The 19,818-nt window shown below is 37.6% G+C and carries 22 protein-coding genes and 1 riboswitch; of the genes, 3 read left to right on the top strand and 19 right to left on the bottom strand.

Annotated features, from left to right (window positions below; genetic code table 11):
• Positions 1-44: 44 nt before the first annotated feature.
• Positions 45-1,286, bottom strand: a complete 1,242-nt coding sequence (locus tag NST66_RS05970; protein ID WP_028414028.1) for an MFS transporter — start codon at positions 1,284-1,286, stop codon at positions 45-47.
• 302 nt (positions 1,287-1,588) lie between these two features.
• Positions 1,589-1,876: a hypothetical protein gene (locus NST66_RS05965; protein ID WP_028414029.1), complete on the bottom strand. Its 288-nt coding sequence runs from the start codon at positions 1,874-1,876 to the stop codon at positions 1,589-1,591.
• Positions 1,877-2,151: 275 nt separating this feature from the next.
• Between NST66_RS05965 and cspD the strand changes: the two genes are divergently transcribed.
• Positions 2,152-2,355 carry a cold-shock protein CspD gene (gene cspD / locus NST66_RS05960; protein ID WP_013056175.1) on the top strand — a complete coding sequence of 68 codons (204 nt, stop codon included), beginning with the start codon at positions 2,152-2,154 and terminating at the stop codon, positions 2,353-2,355.
• A gap of 59 nt (positions 2,356-2,414) precedes the next feature.
• On the opposite strand, the gene NST66_RS05955 is transcribed toward cspD, so the two are convergent.
• From NST66_RS05955 to NST66_RS05945, 3 genes are read right to left on the bottom strand one after another with little or no spacing between them, the layout of a single operon-like run.
• Positions 2,415-2,687: a DUF2564 family protein gene (locus NST66_RS05955; protein WP_028414030.1), complete on the bottom strand. Its 273-nt coding sequence runs from the start codon at positions 2,685-2,687 to the stop codon at positions 2,415-2,417.
• A 56-nt stretch (positions 2,688-2,743) separates the two neighbouring features.
• Positions 2,744-2,926 carry a zinc-finger domain-containing protein gene (locus NST66_RS05950; protein WP_013056173.1) on the bottom strand — a complete coding sequence of 61 codons (183 nt, stop codon included), beginning with the start codon at positions 2,924-2,926 and terminating at the stop codon, positions 2,744-2,746.
• 29 nt (positions 2,927-2,955) lie between these two features.
• A complete protein-coding gene (locus NST66_RS05945; RefSeq protein ID WP_034266558.1) occupies positions 2,956-3,609 on the bottom strand; it encodes a ribonuclease H family protein in 654 nt (217 codons plus the stop codon).
• A 219-nt stretch (positions 3,610-3,828) separates the two neighbouring features.
• Here NST66_RS05945 and NST66_RS05940 point away from each other — a divergent pair, with 219 nt between their 5' ends.
• On the top strand, positions 3,829-4,227 hold the full coding sequence (locus NST66_RS05940) for a reverse transcriptase-like protein (protein WP_033578453.1): 399 nt from the start codon (positions 3,829-3,831) through the stop codon (positions 4,225-4,227).
• A 6-nt stretch (positions 4,228-4,233) separates the two neighbouring features.
• On the opposite strand, the gene NST66_RS05935 is transcribed toward NST66_RS05940, so the two are convergent.
• From NST66_RS05935 to NST66_RS05885, 11 genes are all read right to left on the bottom strand, one after another.
• Positions 4,234-4,509 (bottom strand): DUF6123 family protein, encoded by a 276-nt coding sequence (locus NST66_RS05935; RefSeq protein ID WP_013082383.1) that lies wholly within the window; start codon positions 4,507-4,509, stop codon positions 4,234-4,236.
• A 61-nt stretch (positions 4,510-4,570) separates the two neighbouring features.
• Positions 4,571-5,032 carry a divergent PAP2 family protein gene (locus NST66_RS05930; protein ID WP_013056169.1) on the bottom strand — a complete coding sequence of 154 codons (462 nt, stop codon included), beginning with the start codon at positions 5,030-5,032 and terminating at the stop codon, positions 4,571-4,573.
• A gap of 130 nt (positions 5,033-5,162) precedes the next feature.
• Positions 5,163-5,477, bottom strand: coding sequence for a hypothetical protein (locus NST66_RS05925; RefSeq protein ID WP_013056168.1), 315 nt, complete (start codon positions 5,475-5,477; stop codon positions 5,163-5,165).
• A 105-nt stretch (positions 5,478-5,582) separates the two neighbouring features.
• A complete protein-coding gene (locus NST66_RS05920) occupies positions 5,583-5,840 on the bottom strand; it encodes a DUF2533 family protein (RefSeq protein WP_013082381.1) in 258 nt (85 codons plus the stop codon).
• The gene (locus NST66_RS05915; protein ID WP_033578452.1) at positions 5,837-6,610 is read right to left on the bottom strand and encodes a nucleotidyltransferase domain-containing protein; all 774 of its coding nucleotides are present in this window, start codon (positions 6,608-6,610) and stop codon (positions 5,837-5,839) included. Before NST66_RS05915 ends, NST66_RS05920 begins: the two co-directional genes overlap by 4 nt.
• Positions 6,611-6,615: 5 nt before the next feature.
• Positions 6,616-10,233: a dynamin family protein gene (locus NST66_RS05910; protein ID WP_154991533.1), complete on the bottom strand. Its 3,618-nt coding sequence runs from the start codon at positions 10,231-10,233 to the stop codon at positions 6,616-6,618.
• Between the two features lie 199 nt (positions 10,234-10,432).
• Positions 10,433-10,603, bottom strand: coding sequence for a hypothetical protein (locus tag NST66_RS05905; protein WP_155017140.1), 171 nt, complete (start codon positions 10,601-10,603; stop codon positions 10,433-10,435).
• Positions 10,604-10,609: 6 nt separating this feature from the next.
• Entirely contained in the window at positions 10,610-11,173 is a 564-nt protein-coding gene (locus NST66_RS05900) for an isoprenylcysteine carboxyl methyltransferase family protein (protein ID WP_182029434.1), read from the bottom strand.
• 5 nt (positions 11,174-11,178) lie between these two features.
• Positions 11,179-12,264, bottom strand: coding sequence for a type III polyketide synthase (locus NST66_RS05895; protein WP_028414037.1), 1,086 nt, complete (start codon positions 12,262-12,264; stop codon positions 11,179-11,181).
• 224 nt (positions 12,265-12,488) lie between these two features.
• Positions 12,489-13,031, bottom strand: a complete 543-nt coding sequence (locus tag NST66_RS05890; RefSeq protein WP_028414038.1) for a GNAT family N-acetyltransferase — start codon at positions 13,029-13,031, stop codon at positions 12,489-12,491.
• Between the two features lie 444 nt (positions 13,032-13,475).
• Positions 13,476-14,900, bottom strand: coding sequence for an NAD-dependent succinate-semialdehyde dehydrogenase (locus NST66_RS05885; protein ID WP_176344359.1), 1,425 nt, complete (start codon positions 14,898-14,900; stop codon positions 13,476-13,478).
• 130 nt (positions 14,901-15,030) lie between these two features.
• On the opposite strand from NST66_RS05885, the gene NST66_RS05880 reads away from it, so the two are divergent.
• Positions 15,031-15,891, top strand: coding sequence for a LysR family transcriptional regulator (locus NST66_RS05880; RefSeq protein WP_049163677.1), 861 nt, complete (start codon positions 15,031-15,033; stop codon positions 15,889-15,891).
• Between the two features lie 138 nt (positions 15,892-16,029).
• Here NST66_RS05880 and NST66_RS05875 read toward each other — a convergent pair whose 3' ends face one another.
• The 3 genes from NST66_RS05875 to NST66_RS05865 all read right to left on the bottom strand — a co-directional run bounded on the left by NST66_RS05875 (position 16,030) and on the right by NST66_RS05865 (position 19,755).
• Entirely contained in the window at positions 16,030-17,340 is a 1,311-nt protein-coding gene (locus NST66_RS05875; protein WP_049163674.1) for a nucleobase:cation symporter-2 family protein, read from the bottom strand.
• 1 nt (position 17,341) lies between these two features.
• On the bottom strand, positions 17,342-17,935 hold the full coding sequence (locus NST66_RS05870; protein WP_028414042.1) for a xanthine phosphoribosyltransferase: 594 nt from the start codon (positions 17,933-17,935) through the stop codon (positions 17,342-17,344).
• A gap of 103 nt (positions 17,936-18,038) precedes the next feature.
• Positions 18,039-18,140, bottom strand: a riboswitch (purine riboswitch).
• 97 nt (positions 18,141-18,237) lie between these two features.
• Positions 18,238-19,755, bottom strand: a complete 1,518-nt coding sequence (locus NST66_RS05865) for a carboxypeptidase M32 (protein WP_028414043.1) — start codon at positions 19,753-19,755, stop codon at positions 18,238-18,240.
• Positions 19,756-19,818 lie beyond the last annotated feature (63 nt).

Here is a 19,818-nt window from a genome sequence, read left to right as displayed (position 1 = left end):
AAATAGCAAAGAGCTGTCTTTTATCATAAGACAGCTCCGTAAAATCACACTTCAGCTTTCTTCAGTTTTACGCCGCCTTCAGGTTTTGGTTTGATAGCTTTTAAAACTAAAATGGCACCTACTGCACTAACCCCTAGAGACGTTTGGAACACAGCCATGTCCGACCACTTCATAAGCAATGTATAAAGAGGAGGCCCAGCTGCTACTCCGACAAAGCGCATCGAACTGTAAAGAGACGTAATGGTTCCTCTCTCTTCCTTTTCAATTCCTTCTGTAATAAGTGCATCAAGACTGGGAAGAGCTGCTCCAATTCCAATTCCACCAAGCACTAAAGTGAGTAAAATACTAAAAAGAGACGTATTAAAAAATAAAATGATGAAAGAACATGTTAACAATAAAAAGCCAAAAAAAGCAGACCACTTCATAACGATTTTATTGTTGCCAACTTTTTTCCCCGCTACAAAAGAAGAAATAGATAAAGCGAGCAAAGGAATAGCCATTACCAAGCCTTTTTTCGTATTCACAATATGATAACGCTCCTCTAGTATGGTCGATAGGTAAAATAAAACCCCGAATAATACAAGCATAATAATGGCGCCTAAAATAAAAATAGCCATAAGCCATCCAATATTTTCTTTGAGCGTCTTCTTCAAATCCTTCAAAAACTGCGTGATACTTTTCTTTTTTTGTTCAGATTCAGAAGAACTATCATTTTTCGGAACTTTTACTAAAAAGATAACTAAAAGAATCGAAATAAGGCAAAGAATAGGAATGAACCAAAAAGGAAGAAACCAAATCATAGCCGCTAAAAAAGCTCCCAGTATTGGGCTTAGTACTTTCCCAAACGTATTGGCTGTTTCAATTAAACCTAGTCCTTTTGTAATTTCTTGCTCGTCTTTGAACATATCTCCTACACAAGGCATCACAACAGGCATAGCCCCTGCTGAACCTATTCCTTGAATCGCGCGGCCAATTAAAATAACCCAGAATGGATTGGCCATTTGCCATGAAGCCCAGCCTGTTAAAGCCCCTCCTACTGCAGCAAGCAGCAAACTAGGAATAATAATTTTCTTGCGGCCAAATCGATCTGATAAATAACCAGCAATCGGGATTAAAAAAATAGCGAAAATTGAGTAGACCGTGATAATCATGGATACCTGCAGCGAGCTTATCTGTAGACGTTTTTCAATCACCGGCAACACCGGAATTAACATTGAATTTCCGAGGGTCATGATAAGTGGCACAGAAGCAAGAGCAAGTAAATCCAATTTTTTTCTACTTTCCATAGCGTCCTCCAAACCTTACTTCTAATTAACGTCACAATCACACGTTTTTCAATTTAAGCTTTATAAAACTTCTCGTGTTCATTGATTTCAAAGCTTAACTATCTCATTACATAAGATGATGTGTATCTATATTTTTTAGCTAAAAAGGTAATTGCTATTCATGGTTTCACTGTTCTTCTTTAATTTATTGAACTTTGTTATTTATTCTTGTTAATACTTGTAAAAACACATGTTTTTAATCCCATATATGAAGAAGCGTACGAGTATCTCCGTACGCTTCTTCATATATAGGCGTCATCTTATTACACTACTTCACCTCGATGACCATCTCCATCATACATAAACTGTTTATCAATAATATGTTCGATATATATGGTTGTCAAATCGCTTTTTTTCACTTGAGCTACAATTAATCCTAACGGATCACCAATGGTGAAGCTTGTTCCATTTTGAAACATTAACAGCTGCTCGTTTAAATGCAATACGCGCTTATAAATTTGTTCTTTCTCTAGGCTGCTGCGGCTCTTTGCTGCTTCGAGCGTTGAAAATAACAAAATGATTTCTTTTCCATTTATTTGTGTACGATACATACACGACCCACTCCTTATCACCGCGTTAAAATTATGCTGACTATACTTTTATTATAAACTAAATTTTCAGTTATTTTTCATCTCACAAGAAATTTTTTTATTAAAAATAGACTATATCCACGTTAAATAAAATTTAATTTTCAGAAAAGTTAAATTTTAATATTGAAATTTTATTTCTTCTTATTATATAATATAAACAATCATTTACCTCTATTGGAAATGATAATTCGAGTTTCAGCAGCATGATGCTGCACAGTACTAGGGGGATTCAAGTTATGCAAAATGGTAAAGTAAAATGGTTCAACAATGAAAAAGGCTATGGCTTTATTGAAGTTGAAGGCGGAAGCGACGTATTTGTACATTTTTCTGCCATCCAAAGCGAAGGTTATAAATCCTTGGAAGAAGGACAAGAGGTATCTTTTGAAATTGTAGAAGGCAATAGAGGCCCACAAGCCGCTAATGTCACTAAGCTATCATAAATAGATCTTTTTATTTTATAGTAAAAGAGACTCTTTTCCGAGTCTCTTTTTTGTTATACCTAGCGTTTGGCCTCAGTAAGCTGCTGGTCACATGTTTGAATAGACTGCATGCACTGCTGAAGAAATTGCTCGTCTACTCCTGTGCCATGAGCTTTGGCAGATTGAAGCTGTGCTTTTGCATCATTAAGCGCATTCGTTGCCTCTTCAAGCTGCTGAGGACTCATACTCATCGTAGCTGTCCCAATCATCTTTTGAGCAGATTGAATGGACACTTCTACTTGCTTTAAATCATTATATCCTGTTGTTACTTCTTCATTTGAAAACTTATCCATTGAAAGAACACCTCCATATGGATAGAATGAAGCTGCTGCCGACAAATTATACACGCTTACTTTTTAGTCAGCAAATCTCCATACTGCTTAATCTTTTCTCCTACGGTACACTCTTTAATACAAAACGTCTGAGCGTATGTTTTGCCCTTTTCTTTGTTAAACGTTTTTTTTACAAAACAATCACTACAGTAGTAATCCAATAACTCCGTTACTTCTTCTAATAATTGTTTACGTTCCACTCTCGTTCATCTCCATTTCGTTCTGTGTGTTACACTTGCTTCCTGCTAGCAATTGGTATCCCTTGAAGAGCTTGAGTCGCAAGCTGGTCGGCCTCTTCATTTTCCTTCCTTGAAATAGGCTCATATACCGGTCGGATACCAAGTTCCTGCATTTTATCTTCTATTCGATCTAAGTACCGATTAAACTCTTCTTCGAAACAGGGCCACTCCCCTGCAAGCTGATTTAATACAACCTGAGAGTCACCTCTAAACGTTACCGGTATATGATGAACACCAAGTTCCTCAAGCTCTTGTATTAAATAATAAAAAGCAGCATACTCTGCCTCATTATTTGATTCTATCTCTTGCAGTCTTGAGTTTCGTCGTATTCGGTAAGACTGGTTGTTCTGTTTAAAATAAATCACAGCCCCAAGCCCCGCTAAAAGCGTATCATGCTCATAGCCTCCGTCAAAATATGCCACAATATCGTGAGGCTCTGTCTGTACTTCCTGTAAGAGCTTTTTCGCTTCTTTTACAGTCCATTTTTGCTGCTGCTCATCAAGTAGAAAAATTTCCTTCGTTCGACCTGTTTTTTCTAAATCACCCACAATCATTAGCGCCTCATTCGCATCTGTGAAATCGGATGTGAAAATTAACTGTTTATGTTTCGAGGATTTATAATGCCATTCAATTTGGAAATTCATAACGAGCATTCCTTTCATCAGCAATTTTGAATTCAACACTTTTTCTGCTTTTTTGTATTTTATCTTCTATTATGTCTTTTCATGACAGTTTTCTTACCTAATAAGCGGATTTTAGCGTTTATACGTGCTAATATAAAATAGCTGAAGTACTTATGATACAATACTATTGATGAAAAAACATGGTTTAAGCTTATATTGTTTTAACAAGGAGGCTGTATGATGATTGAAGTTTATATAGACGGAGCCACTGCTGGCAATCCTGGTCCTTCTGGAGCTGGTATTTTAATTAAAGGAAATGGTGAACATCATCGTTACGCTATTGCTCTTGGGACAATGACAAATCATGAAGCAGAGTACCATGCACTTCTTCATGCATTAAAAATTTGTTTAGAAAAAAAGTATACGAGCGTATCTTTTCGAACAGACTCTCAGCTAGTAGACCGCGCAATGAACCAAGAATACGTTAAAAATAAAGCGTTTGCTCCTTTACTGGAAGAAGCCCTCAAATTGTCCAGTCAATTTGATTTATTTTTTATAAAGTGGATCCCTAGCTCTCAAAATGCAGGTGCTGATCAGCTGGCCAGACAAGCCATTAATCAAAAAGAAGCAGGAATGTAATCCTGCTTAAATCATACCTGATGACTTTAAATATTGAATGGCTTGTTTTTGATTGCTAATACGATTTGATGTCAAATTCTCGAGGAGCGATACAAAAAAACTGCCGTCAAATTCTTTTTGTACTTTTAGTGTCCATTCAATTGTAAATATGACCATCTCGTCAGCTGCACGCGTATACTGCTGACCAAATGAAATAAATCCACGTGCATCTTCTGCTAAATGAAAGCCTTTTTCTTCAAGATAAAGAAGATACTCTTCAACGGTTTGAGCTGTTTTTGTCACTTTTTCGTCCCATCCTTTTGCAAAGGTTCTTCTTTATCTTAGCTTACTTTTGGCTATTTGACTATGATTTCCCTTCTAAAAAATAGCCAATTGCTCCAAGTGCTACTCCTAAAATGGCTCCGCCAATCACTTCTTCTGGCTGATGACCAAGCATTTCTTTCAAGCGCTGTTCCGTCAAATCGTGAAAGCCTCCGTCTGGAAGACCCGCAAGCTTTTCAATTTCTTCATCTAACGTATTCACTTTAATAGTAATTTCGCCAGTCTGCCTTCGAATTCCTTGTGCATCGTACATCACAATAATTCCAAAAACAGATGCTAACGCAAAGTCAATCGTAGAAACACCTCTTTTTAATGCTACATAGGTAGCCAAAGAAGATACGCCGGCTGAATGAGAGCTTGGCATTCCACCCGACGCAGCAATCATCCGCATATCCCATTTTCCTGTTTGATACTTTTTAATTGGGATTTTTAAAGCTTGTGCTAAACCGATTGATGAAAGAGCAATGACAATTCCTTTATTCATATTGCTTCACCTCATCTATAGTTTGCGATGGATTGACATCTTGTACCCAAGCAAATATTGCCCAACAAAAAACGCCGGGCTAATCTGCTGACAGAGCAGACTAATCCCGGCGTTTTTGGAAACAGTTCTGTTATTTTTTACGCTTTTTTTGTGCAGCATTATTCATTTTGGCAGATTCAACTTCAGCATAAGAGCCGAATTCTTGTCCATATTGATTATTTGCACTTTTATTAGCTTCTAACTTCTTGTTAACAGAATTATTTTGGTTTTGTTGCACGTTGAACTCAGAAGCAAACTCCCCAGCATAAGTGTCATTTGCACTTTTTGCACGCTTTGCTTTTTGAGCCTGATTTGCTTTAAACTCAGAAGAGAACTCTTGGTTATAATTATGCTTTGCATTGTTATTCGCTTGCGCATTTTTATTACCTAATTTTTGACGACCCATCGCTATCTCCTCCTATTTGTACCTCGTTGGTACACTATTAGTATGGATCAAGCGGCACGTCATATCCTGTTCAAATTAAGGTAAAAACACCAGAGCTTAGCACGTTTATATTCTTGCTACGTACTCTTTAACCATTTCTTCCGTCACTACTTTACGGCCTGGAATGATGGTATATTTTTGAGACAGCTCATTAATTTCTGCTGTTACAGCGTTAATACCGTCTACAGAAAAGGGCTTCCCTTCTTTGCAGAGAAGCACAGCTGCTTCAATAGCTTGCTCACGTCGAGCTTCTAAGCTGGCAAAAGCACGTACTAATTCGTGCTGTTTTTTAGAATGGGCTGAAATTTCTTTATGTACACTCATGTTCGTTCCTCCATTATATTATGCTGAGTTAGTAAAAATAAGTTAATGTCCTCATAACTGATTTGCTTTTCCGGTAATTCTTTTAAGTTTTTTTCTATCGCTGCAGATTCTTTCTTAATGCTATCCAAAAAGTTTTTCATCTTTTCATTAAAAGCGACTTTCCCGCTTATCTTGCATTGTACAAATTGCTCAATGATGGATTGCTGCCTATCGTCGAGATTTGCCTGCTTACATAAATCGGCAAATAAAATGACAGGGAAACTGCGCTGCTTTACTACTACTTTCAGTGATAAAAATGCACGAATCAGTTGGAGCATCACTTTTATATCCTCTATTGTAACAGAAGATGTCAGATTTCTTTTACTATTTATCGTTAAAATTTTAAAATAATGATATCCCAATGCTTTTAAGGAATATGATTGAGCCATCATTTGCCGGAGTGGCTCAGCAAACGATGACTTTTGATAATAAACAAAAGGCGACCATAGCCACTCATAAAGCGAAGGGTTTGATTTTGTAAACAAATAAATGGTTTTGTACAAATCCCACCCTTGCATATCATAATTGCCTTCTGCTACATTAATGACCTCTTGAGGTCTATTGAGATGAAGATAGCGTGATGCTTTATATTTATATATAAAGCGGACGTCAAAATCACTCGCTAACGTGTCGAGTCCGTAAGCACGGCTCCCTGATTCACATGCAAACAAAATTTCTACATTATATTCTTTTTCAATTTCCTGTAAACGTTTATTTATGTGTGTAGACATAAAAATTAATGACCCTTTCTTTCCTCCAATACATGTTCTAGCACCGTCATTGTACTTACCAATTCTTGAATTGGAAATTCTTCAGACACGGCCGCTTGCAGCTGTTTGTAATAATCATACCATTCTTCAGATACAGACTGTTTATGCGCTAAAACGTACTGATTCACTAAATAGGTATAGTGTGAATGAAGAGCAGCTTCTTCTTTCGCAATGTAGTGATTAACATCCGGCTTAATACGTTCTAATAAAGCAGCGTGGAGCTTTGCTTTCTCATTTTTTTCAAAAAAGCTTTTATTGTTTTTATACAGTGAAAGCTCTTTTTGATACGATTCATTCTTATCGAATTGATGACTTGTCACAACTTCGCTGCCATTTGGAGGCTCTAACGAGTTCAACGTTGGAGTAAACGTCGGTTCATAGCGCTGTAGCTTTGTGATGATCATTCGATGCCAGTCTTCGATTAATTTTACGATGTATTTTTCGATTCGCAAAGTGGTCGCACGCACTTCTTGCGTTGCGTCGAAGGAAATAGACGTTAACAACTCCTGCAAACACAGGCGCAGCTGCTTTTGCTTTTCACCTCGATCATCTCTTAAGTTTGCCGGACTGAATGCTTCTTTAAAGAAGTCATCGTACCTCACAAACAGACGTTTTTTCACATAAAATAAAAGCTCTTCTAATTCTCGGTCAAACTGCTGTTGTTCATATTCAAAATGAATTTCATGCAGTTTTGCTGCTACCTGCTCATTTTTTATGTGAAGAGATTGAATGTATCGCTTTTTATCGACTTCTGATTTTGTCTGCACCTGTTTCATTTCATTGGCAACTGCTAAAATTTGTTCGAAATCTGCATAGACACTTTGGATAGCAAGCTCTGGTAATTCATAATTTATGAAGCGGTAAAACGCATTTTTGAATGGCAGAAACATTTTATCCTCATGGTTTTGCAAAGCTTGCAAGCTTGATACCGGGTATAAGCGCGGAAAGCGTATACCATACTGTTCAAGCTGCTCTTTTACGTACGTCTGAACTAACTGCAGCTCTGTATCCGAGCTGGCTAAGTCCGCTGCATTTACTAAGAAAAACATTTTATCAAGCGCAAATACATCTTTTACACGGCCAAGCTGAATAAGAAATTCTCGGTCAGCTTTTGAAAATGCATGATTATAATACGTTACAAATAAAATGGCATCTGCATTTTTGATATACTCAAACGCTACTCCCGTGTGTCTCGCATTGATTGAATCAGCTCCAGGTGTATCAACAAGCGTAATGCCTAAGCGAGTAAATTCACAGTCATAATACAGGTTAATAAATTGAACAAAACACGCTTTTTCTTCCTTGGCTACATAATCATGAAATCCTTCTGTATCCACTACTACTTCTGAACCGATATGATGCTTGACTTCGCCGTAGCCTTTTTCTACTGCCTGTAAAAACGACAAATGCAGCTGCAGCTCTTCTGTTGCCTGCAGGGTCGGAATAATCGCTAGCGCTTCGTCAATTGTTTCTACTTCATGATGAAACAGCTTAAGTGCACCATTTAAATCTTGGATCATCTGCTCGTTTGTTTTCATTTGCACAACAGCTGTTTTATGCGGCCGTTTTTCTGTTGGAGGCATAATTTTATTGATGGTTGCTGTTGTTGGATTCGGAGATACAGGAAGTAATCTTTCTCCAATCAACGCATTAGCAAAAGATGACTTACCGGCACTGAATGCTCCGAATAAAGCTACGGTAAACGTTTGATTTGATAGCTTTTTACGTTTTTCTTGAAGCCTATTAATAAAGCGGTCTAATTTTCCAAATGAACGGAGCTGTTCGAGAACAGCTGATACATCTTGAAGAACCTTTTCTGTTCCTGTTTCATGCACAGCTTCCTCAGGCTGTGAAACTAACTGCTGCTCACTCACAGCTTCATGCTTTTCTTCAGCTTTCATGATGCCCGTTTCATATTCTTCTTGTAACATATATGACAACTCGTTTGTATCTTCTAGCGTTAGGTCGTCATCAGTTTGCTGTAAAGATTGAAGCAACGCTTTTGTACGTGCCAGTTTTGCTTTCATTTCCTGAAGAGATGTATACGCTTCTTCAAATGCCTCACATTCCTGCAAGTGTTGAGAAATATTCTCACGCTTTACTTCATCTTGCTCCATTTTGCTCTGTTCGATTTGCGCATAGAGCTCGTATAACAATCGCGTGGCTTTTTTCTTAATGTGATCAGCTACATCTTTTGCGTACGTTAAAACATAATCACCATTAATCGTAGCTCCTGCTTTTACCGTTTCAATTAAGTCATGAGGTTCTAACGGAATTTCAAACTGCTGAACCTGGCGTATAAGATCCGGGTCAGTAAGATTTTGATTTTTCACCAGATCTTGCACATATTGCTGCAAGTGCCACTGCAGCTGAGAGGCTGTTCGTTCTTTCATATCGTCAAAAAATAACGTCAGCCGCTCTTTTTTTACTTCCTCGGTCTTTTTCTTAGCAAATAAAAGACCGACTTTGAAATCAGGCTTTGTCGTTTCTAAAAACAGCCTAGCTTTTTCTCTCATTTCATATGGTGTTAAATTGGCGTTGCTTAGTATCTTGCCTGTTTCTTGTTGGTACGTTTCTGCTAACTGCTTTTCAGCACGCTTTATTTCCGCTTCTTTTTCGAGAAGCTGCTCTTTTTGCTGCTTATTTATTTCATGGTTCTCAAGCGTCAGCTTATGGCGCAGCTCGTCATGAATCGTTAACTTTTCTTCTTCTTGGTCTTCAATAAAGGCAAGGTGATCGTCAATTAACATTTGCATCGCATGTTGAATATGCTGATGTCGGTTTTCTTTTTCCGTCATCATAGCAAGTAATAGAGATTTTACGTACGAAAGGTCATTATGACGGTTGGCTGGCTCTTTTAATGACGTATAGAAGATTCCTTCTGGTCTAACATTCCACTTTAAAAATGACGTTTCTACAGATTCTTTAAATGCTTGAAATGTTAGCTGATCTTCTTGATGTTTATCGATTTGATTTACAATTAAATAAAGCGTTTTATTAGCTTCTTGCAGCTGTTTTGCAAATTGAAGATTTAATTCTGCCTGCACATGATTATAATCCATCACGTAGAAAATAACGTCCGCTAAGTGAAGAGCTGACTCGGTCGATACACGATGCGCATCATCTGTTGAATCAATCCCCGGTGTGTCCATCACCACAACATTTTTAGGAATAGCGTTTGTCTCGATTGATAAATGAATGGACTCTACTTCATCTCCGTCGACAGCAAACTGCTTAATTTGTTCATACTGATAAGGCGCTTCATAACGCACCGGCGGCTGTTTGCGGTAATAAACGGTTGCATGCTCATCCCCCGCCTTTACTGATACTAAGTTTGCGCTTGTCGGAATAGGACTTGCAGGCAAAATTGCTTGCCCCATTAATTCGTTAATCATACTCGATTTCCCAGCCGAAAAATGTCCGCAAAATGCTACAACAAATTCACCGTTCACCCACTTTTTTAACAGCTGTATTGCTTTTGCTGCCTGCTGTTCATCTCCAGCTGCTTGAAATTGCTTATGTAAATGAAAAAGAGATGCTTCCAATTGGAGATTTTCTTGATGTTTCACACTCACTTTACCCATTATTACTCTACCCCTTTTGCCTCATTCAAGACTGTATTTAAATGTTCTCTATCCATCTTTGTTTCTGCTTATTCTTTCTCTATTTTACTTGATTCACCTACGTTTTCCCATAAAAAACTGAATTTTTAGTTACAAAAACAATAAAAAAAGCTGTCAATAATTTGACAGCTTTGCATTGTATTTATTTACCGTGTATATATTACGCCTTTTGGGCTTTTTCAATATTTTTCATTACATACGTTGTGACGCCAACATATGTAGCAAGTGCTCCGATCACAAAAAGACTAACCATTACGTCCACCACCGTTTCTACTTGATGAAATTGATAATCTTTATCATTTGATTTCATCTTATCATGAAAGATAATCATTTTCAATTAGTTTTGAGATTTTTTTGCAGGAAAGAAACGTCCCGTATTTTGCATGACCTCGCCATAATTTGTTTCATTCGTTAGCGCTTGCTCTTCTAAAGGAATTCTAACGGCTAATATACACAAATTGAAAACAGAAAAAATAGCTAACGTCCAGTATGCCTGAAACATAAGCGGAACTAACACCAATTCTGCCGCTACAACTGTATAATTTGGGTGCTTCATAAACCGGTAAGGACCTCTTAGCACAACCTTCGCGTTAGGCAAGACGATAATTTTTGTATTCCAATACTTTCCTAACGAAGAAATAGCCCATACTCTTGCAAGTTGCACAAGCACAAAAAAGCTAAACAACAAAAAAGAAAAGTGATACATTCCACCGCTTAACACATACACTTCCGTAAAAAGAGCAGCAAAAAAAGCGGCGTGCATGCTTACCATCCATTTGTAGTGACTTTGACCAGCTTCGTACGCTCCCTGCTTCTTCATCCAAGCTTCATTTCTTTTGGCAATCACCAGTTCACATAGACGCTGTAAGATAATAAATACAAAAAAACTATAAAAAAACAATCGCTTTACCTCCACTCTAATAGAAGCATTTCAGAACTAAATCCAGGACCAAGAGCTGTTAATAAACCGTATTCTTTACTCGGAATTTCTTTCTTCATAAAGCGGTCTAGCACATATAAAACGGTTGCCGAAGACATGTTTCCATGGTTTTTAAGTACATCTAGTGAATCAGCAATCATATTTTCGTTTAGCGATAGCGTTGATACATATGCTTCAAGCACTTTTTTCCCTCCAGGATGAGCAACAAAATGTTTTAAATCCCGACTGGTCAAATTCTGAGTTTGTAAAAAAGACTCAACTTCTCCGCCTAACCACGAATCGATAATAGTGGGAATATCTTTTGAAAAGACAACAAATAACCCATCATTTTTAATCTCCCATCCCATTACGTCTTCGGAATTTGGCATAAGCGTCGATTGTGTATGTAAAATGTAAGGAAAGCTTTTTGAACGGGAAAAAGTGATATCTGCTTCGTCACCTGCGACTAAAGCAGCTGCTACTCCATCAGCAAATAAAGATGTACCGATTAAGTTGCTTTTTGAACGATCATTCCGCTGAAAAGTCAAACTGCACAGCTCAACGGATAATACAAGAACTTTAGCGCGCGGAAAGGCTTTGCAATATTCGTAAGCCCTTGAAAGTCCAGATGCTCCTCCGGCACACCCTAATCCCCATATAGGGATTCTTTTTGTATGGTCTGAAAACGCAAGCTTATTCATAATTCGAGCTTCAATGCTAGGCGTAGCTACACCGCTTGTTGAAACGTAAAAAATAGCATCAATTTCTCCACACGGCAAAGGGGTACTTACATAGTCTTTATTTGTTAAGCATTCTTCAATGGCTTTTGTACCTAATTCAACAGCACATTCTATAAAAGCATCATTTTTTTCTTCGAATGTATGATCTTCTTGAAACCAAGATAAGTCTTTGGCAAAATTACGTTTTTCAATTTGACCATTTTGAAAAACGGTCAGCAGACGATTAATATCTTTAAACGACTCGGAAAAAAGTTCTTTTGCAAATAGCAGCGTGTCTTGCTGAGTTAATTCATAGGGGGGAACTCCAAATCCAACTGAGATAATTTTTGGCATACACTTCACCTCTTTGATTGCGTTACATTTAACATTTGTAATAGCTGGGGATTTATTCAATTCTTTTTTAGTGGAATGGAGGTGAAACATAAAAAAACTTTCCTGTAACTCAGGAAAGTCTACGTTTTGAAGAAGTGTATGTTTGTTGTGCACTTTTATTATAGCGCAAATAATCTGAATGTACAGATACAATTTATGGATTGACGAAAATAAGTGCTTATTTTTTATGAAAAGAAAATGGACATATAGATTTCATCTACATATTCATTGTTAAAATAAGCTTGTTCTTTCATAACACCTTCTTGTTCAAATCCTACCTTTTTATACAATTCGTATGCCACTTTATTAGAAGCAAACACAGTTAAAGAAAGTTTATGAAGATTATTTTCTTTGCACCAGTTTAGCGTATAATTCATAAATTGTTTTCCTATTCCCATTCCCTGTGCTTTTGAAATAAGCCATGTACGGAAGAGCCCCGTGTGGCGCTTCATTTTAATTTCGCCTCTCAGAACACGTGCGATTCCAAGCACTTCACCTTCGACTTCAGCTACAACGTACATGTGATTGTTCTTTTCTACTGATGCAATAAAATCTTGCTCTTCTTGGACTGTGCGCGGCTCATCTTTTTGAATAAATTCCCCGGCCTCAATAATTTCTCTTACCGCTGTTGTAATATGCTCTGCATCACTTGCCTTTGCAGGGCGTATAGTGACTTCACGTCCGTCTTTTGCTTTAAATTTCACTATGTTTTTCTCTGCTGTAATCATCTATATCAACTCCTATATTTTTCACCATTCAGTACTACTATTTTGGTTCTAGCTTGCGTAATTTATCAGTGGTAAAGTTCTGCTTTTCATTTCATCTAACAAGCAATCATGTGCATTTGTTGTATTACCCACGCTTTAAACAAAGCTAAACCATTTTTGAAATATTTATTCTTGCACAGACATCCTAGAAATGCAATTAATTGCGTTAAAGAACTATTATTTCAAATTTTCTTTACAAAAGTGCATAAAAAAGAGGCTGGGACACAACGAAATCACTCCGACCTAAAGACGAACAAATGGGATTAATCCGCTAGAAGCAACGAAACGCATGAAAGCTACGTCCATCTTAACAATAAAAAAATACGAACTAACAACCAATAATTTTGATTATTAGTTGCTAGTTCGTATTTCACTTCGACTAAACTATTTTTGTCCTACTTTTTATTAAAGTCCCATTGAGATATATTTTACTTCTAAATAATCTTCAATGCCGTAATGACTTCCTTCACGTCCAAGACCACTTTCTTTAAAGCCGCCGAATGGAGCTTGAGCTGCAGATGGAGAGCCATCATTTACTCCTACAATGCCGTATTCTAATTCTTCAGATACAAATGTTGCTTCTTTAATGTTTTCTGTAAATACGTAAGCTGCTAAACCATAAGGGCTATTGTTTGCTCGTTCTACGGCTTCTTCTACTGTTTTGAATGTTGCTACAGGTGCCAATGGTCCAAACGTTTCTTCAAACATGCAATTCATGTCATCAGTTACATTTGTGATAATTGTCGGCTCCATAAAGAAACCGTTTTTAGTTGTTATAGCTTGTCCGCCAACTACAACTTTAGCTCCTTTACTTTTTGCATCCGCAATTTGTGCTTTTACTTTCTCAACCGCTTTGTCGTTAATTAACGGTCCAACTTGTGTACCTTCTTCTAATCCGTTTCCTACTGTTAATTCCGCCGCTTTTGCTGCAAATTTTTCAACGAAAGCATCTGCAATGGATTCTTGTACGTATACGCGGTTTGTGCAGATGCACGTTTGACCTGCATTGACAAACTTAGAAGCAATTACGCCGTTTACAGCAGCGTCTAAATCTGCATTTTCTGTTACGATAAACGGTGCATGACCGCCTAATTCAAGCGATAATTTTTTCACAGTATCAGCAGCACCCCGCATTAGATGTTTACCCACCGCTGTTGAACCAGTAAATGTTAATTTTCGGATGCGTCCGTCTTTTTGCCATGTGTCGCCAATAGCTGCTGCATCTCCAGTAACAACATTGATCACACCTTTTGGAACGCCCGCTTCTTCTGCGAGTTCTACTAAACGAAATGCTGTAAATGGTGTTTCTTCAGATGGTTTTAAAACAATTGTACATCCTGCTGCAAGAGCTGGGGCCACTTTACGCGTAATCATGGCTGCAGGGAAGTTCCATGGCGTAATAGCTGCTACAACGCCAACAGGCTGTTTTTTAACCGTAATACGTTTATGCGTATGATGAGCTGGAATCGTTTCACCATATACACGCTTTCCTTCTTCAGCAAACCAAGCAATATAATCATTGCCATACTGCACTTCACCTTTTGCTTCTGCAAATGGTTTGCCTTGTTCCGTTGTCATAATTTCTGCTAGTTCATCTTTATGATTTTCAATAAGTTGATGCCATCTCATTAAAATAGCACTGCGCTCTTGAGCGGTTTTTTTCGACCATGTTTTAAAAGCTGTCGCTGCTGCATCAGCGGCAAGTGCTGCTTCCTTTGCGCCTGCCTTGGGAATTTGTCCTATAACTTCTTTTGTTGCTGGATTAATCACATCAATTTTCTCTTTTGTTGTTGTCCATTCACCGTTAATATATAGTTTGTTTGGATACATCATTCATCCTCCTAGTTGTGTGAATTTCTTTGCGCTGTGTTAACTACACTATATACACTAGCATCTTCGTTGATTTATGAGAACTTCCCTTCTATACTATGGGTATAACAAAAGGTTATAGGTGATAAATATGAAAACAGAATGGCTTGAGTCTTTTATTGAAACAGCCAAAACAAAAAGCTTAAGCAAAGCAAGCGAACAGCTGCATATGACGCAGCCCGCGCTCAGTAAGCAAATGAGAAAACTAGAAGAAGATTTAGGAGTAACATTATTTATTCGCTCCGCTACAGGAGTAGAATTAACCCCAGCAGGTGAAATTCTTTTACAAGAAGGTGAATCCATACTATCAAGCGTTCATGCTCTTCAAAAAAAATTAGTGTCTACGCAAGAAGCTTGTGATTTAACTATCGGAACGTGGCAAAGTATGGCTGCTTTTTACTTACCTTATCAACTGGCTTCTGCTAAAGATCACAATCGCCATATTGATATAAAAACCTCGCATCACTATTATGATTTGTTAGAGCAGTTAGAAAGTAATCAAATTGATGGGGCTTTATTTGATGATCGAGAGATTCAACATACTTACTGGTCAAAATTATTATTCAAAGAAGACTTTTATTTATTTGTGAATGATCAGCACCCGTTAGCCGAAAAAGAAAGCGTATCATTTGAAGATTTCAAAGAAGAACCCATTGTAGTTCTCCCTCCAGGGTGCGATGTTCGGACACTAGTAGAAAAAGCGTACAATCGTCATAACTTAAAAATTTCCATTGCCAATGAAATTGAATTTGCTCAAAGTATTATGGGATTTATTTCAGCTAATTTAGGTATTTCAATTCTCCCTGAAATTTTCATGCGCCATTTACAAAGCTCAAACATTAAAGCATTGCCTATTACAGACTTCAAATTCAAAAGAGAAATTTCATTAGTGGCAAAAAATCCTGACGTGGGGAAAATGCTTTATACACTGTTTTTCAAAACACGGTCTTAATAGGAAAGACGACCAAATTGGACAAATAATCTACTATGAATCGCTTGTTACAGCTATGTTCCCTATGACATTGAAAAGATCCGAACGATTAATCGTTCGGATCTTCTTCAACTAAAATATTTTGGCGCCAGCCTCTTTTTATTTCGATATTACTTCATTTGTTAACTTTGTTTCTGCAACTTGCGCACGTGGTGATTTCATCATATTAAAGACAATATTTAAAAAGATTGCTGTAAAACTCCCCATCACAATACCGCTTCCAGTGAGAACTTGAAGACTTTCTGGTAAGTTTTTGAAGAGTTCAGGTACAACCGTCACTCCTAGACCCATACCAACCGAACATGCAATTACAAGAAGGTTTTCTTGTTTTGCTAAATCAACTTGACTAAGGATTTTTATACCTGAAGAGATGACCATCCCAAACATGGCTACCATAGCTCCTCCAAGTACAGAGCTCGGTATAACTGTCGTCACGGCTGCGATTTTAGGTAGAAAGCCCAAAATGATTAAAATCCCACTCGCTGCAAATACAACATTTCTTGTGCGAACACCTGACAACTGTAAAAGTCCTACATTTTGAGAATACGCTGTATAAGGAAATGCGTTAAAAAATCCGCCTAATAAAATCGCCAATCCTTCTGCACGATAGCCTTTAGATAAATCTTTCTCATCCACTTCTTTTTTACAAATATCACTAACGGCAAAATAAACGCCTGTGGACTCGACAATGCCAACAAGTAAAACAAGGAACATTGTCAGGATGGCCATAATATTAAACGTTGGCATCCCAAAGTAAAACACGTGCGGCATATGAATCCACGCTTCTTCTTTTACGCCGGAAAAATCGACTTTCCCCATAAAAGACGCTACAATTGTTCCAACAACCAATCCTAATAACACAGAGACGGAGCGCATAAATCCTTTTGTAAATCGATACAGAACAATAATTAATAGCAAAACGCCAAAACCTAAACCTAAATTGCTCAAGCTGCCAAAATCTTTACTTCCTTCTCCTCCAGCTAAATCTTTAATCGCTACAGGAATTAACGTAATTCCAATAATCGTTACAACCGAACCCGTAACTAAAGGAGGGAAAAACTTAACCAATTTACCTAGAAAAGCAGAAAGAAGGACAATGAGTAAACCGGCGACGATAATAGAACCATATATGGAGGAAACGCCGTAAGAACCTCCAATTGAAATCATAGGCCCTACGGCAGTAAACGTACACCCTAATACAACTGGAAGACCAATACCGAAAAAACGATTTTTCCATACTTGCAGTAACGTTGCCACACCGCACATAAATAAGTCAATCGCCACTAAATACGTAAGCTGCTGCTGAGTCAAGCCAATGGCTCCTCCAACAATAAGCGGGACAACAATCGCACCTCCGTACATAGCTAAAACATGCTGTAAACCAAGTGAAAAGACTTTTCCTTTATTCATATTAAACCTCCACTGTCGGTTTATCTTCAGCAAATGTAACTTTACCATTTGATAAAGACTGAATGCGCGCTAATGATTCTACTTTAACGCCTGATTTACGAATTTGTTTTCCTCCATCTTGGAACGCTTTTTCAATAACAATACCAATGCCGCCTACTTTAGCACCTGCTTTTTGCACGATATCCATCAAGCCGAATGCAGCTTGGCCGTTTGCTAAAAAGTCATCAATAATTAAAATCACGTCATCTTCTCGAATAAATTTATCAGCAACTGAAATTTCATTTTCTTCTTTTTTTGTAAATGAATATACTTTTGATGTAATGAGTCCGTCTTGAAGTGTTAAAGATTTTCTTTTTCTGGCAAACACCATCTCAACGTTTAGCTTCAATGCGGTCATAATCGCTGGAGCAATTCCTGAGGATTCAATCGTTAAAATCTTCGTAATTCCTGCATTTTCAAAGCGCGAAGCAAATTCTTCTCCAATTTCTTTCATCAGTACAGGATCCATTTGGTGGTTTAAAAATGTGTCTACTTTTAAAACCGTGTCCGATAATACGATTCCATCTGTTAAAATTTTGTTTTGCAAAGCTTTCATAGTTCGTTCCTCCAACGTTTGTATTAAAAAAGCTCAAAAACATAGCTGCACTCGTATATGAGTAGAGCAATGTTTTTGAGCTTTTACGCACAAAAGTGAAAAACAAACTTCATCGCTCACCCATAGTCAAACTATTTACGGTAGTTTGGTAGATACTTACGAGCCTTATTCTCGTCATTATATGAGTGCGTTATTGAGTTACTTGTATTATATCAGCAAATCTTTTATTTGAAAATATCTAAAAAAGATATTTTCGAACATTTACTTGCAATACAAAACATAATATTCGGTTATAGCACTTTTTATACGTGATAAATTTGTCCGTATTTCTCTTCTAGATATTGAATTAAATAATCTACATTTAGCCCTTCACCCGTCACATCGTTTAAAATTTCAAGAGGTTTTTTCATTTTTCCGTACTGGTGAATATGTTCTGTTAACCAATTTGTAATCGGCGAAATTTCTCCTTTTTCCAAGAGTTCATCATAATTAGGCAAGTCTTTTAACATGGTATGCTTAAACTGCGCTGCGTACATATAGCCCAGAGCATAGGAAGGGAAGTACCCAAAGCTTCCGCCGGCCCAGTGTACGTCCTGAAGCACTCCTTCTCCATCGTGACTTGGACGAACCCCTAAATATTCTTCGTATTTCTCATTCCAAATTTCCGGTAAATCCTCAACTTTATACTCCCCGTTTATTAATCCTTTTTCAATTTCGTAACGAATCATAATATGAAGAGGATACGTTAACTCATCTGCTTCAATACGAATAAGAGACGGTTTTGCTTCATTTACTCCTCGGTAAAAATCTTCTAAACCTACATCGTCAAATTGTTCCGGCGCATGCTTTTTTAGTACGTCGTAATGATGCTGCCAAAATGCTTTATTTTTCCCGACAAACTGCTCAAAAAACAGCGACTGTGATTCATGAATTCCCATTGAAGTACCTTCACATAGAACCGTGCCAACAAGATCCTTTGAAATATTCTGCTCATATAAAGCATGGCCACATTCGTGAATCGTGCCAAAAATAGCCGTTCGGAAATCGTTCTCGGCATATTTAGTGGTGATGCGCACATCTCCCGGGTTTAAGCCAGTAGCAAAAGGATGGACGGTTTCATCAAGTCTCCCCGCTTCAAAATCATAGCCGAGTGTTTTTAACACGTCTAGACTAAATTGCTTTTGCGCTTCTTTTGGGAAAGTACGGAATAAAAATTCCGTATTGGGCTTTGTATTTGACCCGGCGATTCGCTGAACAAGAGGCACAATATGCTCCCGCAGCTTTCCAAATACCTCGTCTAAAATTTCAACCGTCATTCCCGGTTCAAAAAGGTCTAATAAACGGTTATATTTGTTTCCTTCATACCCCCAATACTCCACAAACTTCTGATTAAACGCTACAATTTTTTCAAGGTACGGTTGAAATAAAGCAAAATCTGCTTTTTCTTTTGCTTCTTCCCAAATTGACTCCGCTTTTGAAGTTAACGTAACGTATTCTTTATATTCGTGCGGAGGAATCTTTTTATTTAAGTCATATTCTTTTTTACATTCTTCCACTGCTTTTTTCGTAATATCGTTTATGTAAGGCTGTGACTCAGGGTTCGTTAATTTCTCAATAAAACCTGCCATTTCATTAGAAACGGAAAGATTGAACGCTTCTGATGACATCATGCCAATCACTTCAGAACGCTGATCCGCCCCTTTTTTTGGAGCACCCGTTCTCAAATCCCAGTACATCACTCCGATTGCCTCGTGATAACTTTTGATTTTATTCATGTATTCATAAAACTGTTTCTCAATTTTCTGTATGTCTTCTCTCATTGTTTTTTCCTCCTTACTTTCCTTATTTCACCATAAATTATTTTATCATAATAGTAACGGTGT

This window comes from Priestia sp. FSL W8-0524 (assembly GCF_038005965.1).
Taxonomy (GTDB): domain Bacteria; phylum Bacillota; class Bacilli; order Bacillales; family Bacillaceae_H; genus Priestia; species Priestia zanthoxyli.
The sequence above is the reverse complement of the archived record's forward strand: the minus strand, read 5'-3'. Positions and strand labels throughout refer to the sequence as shown.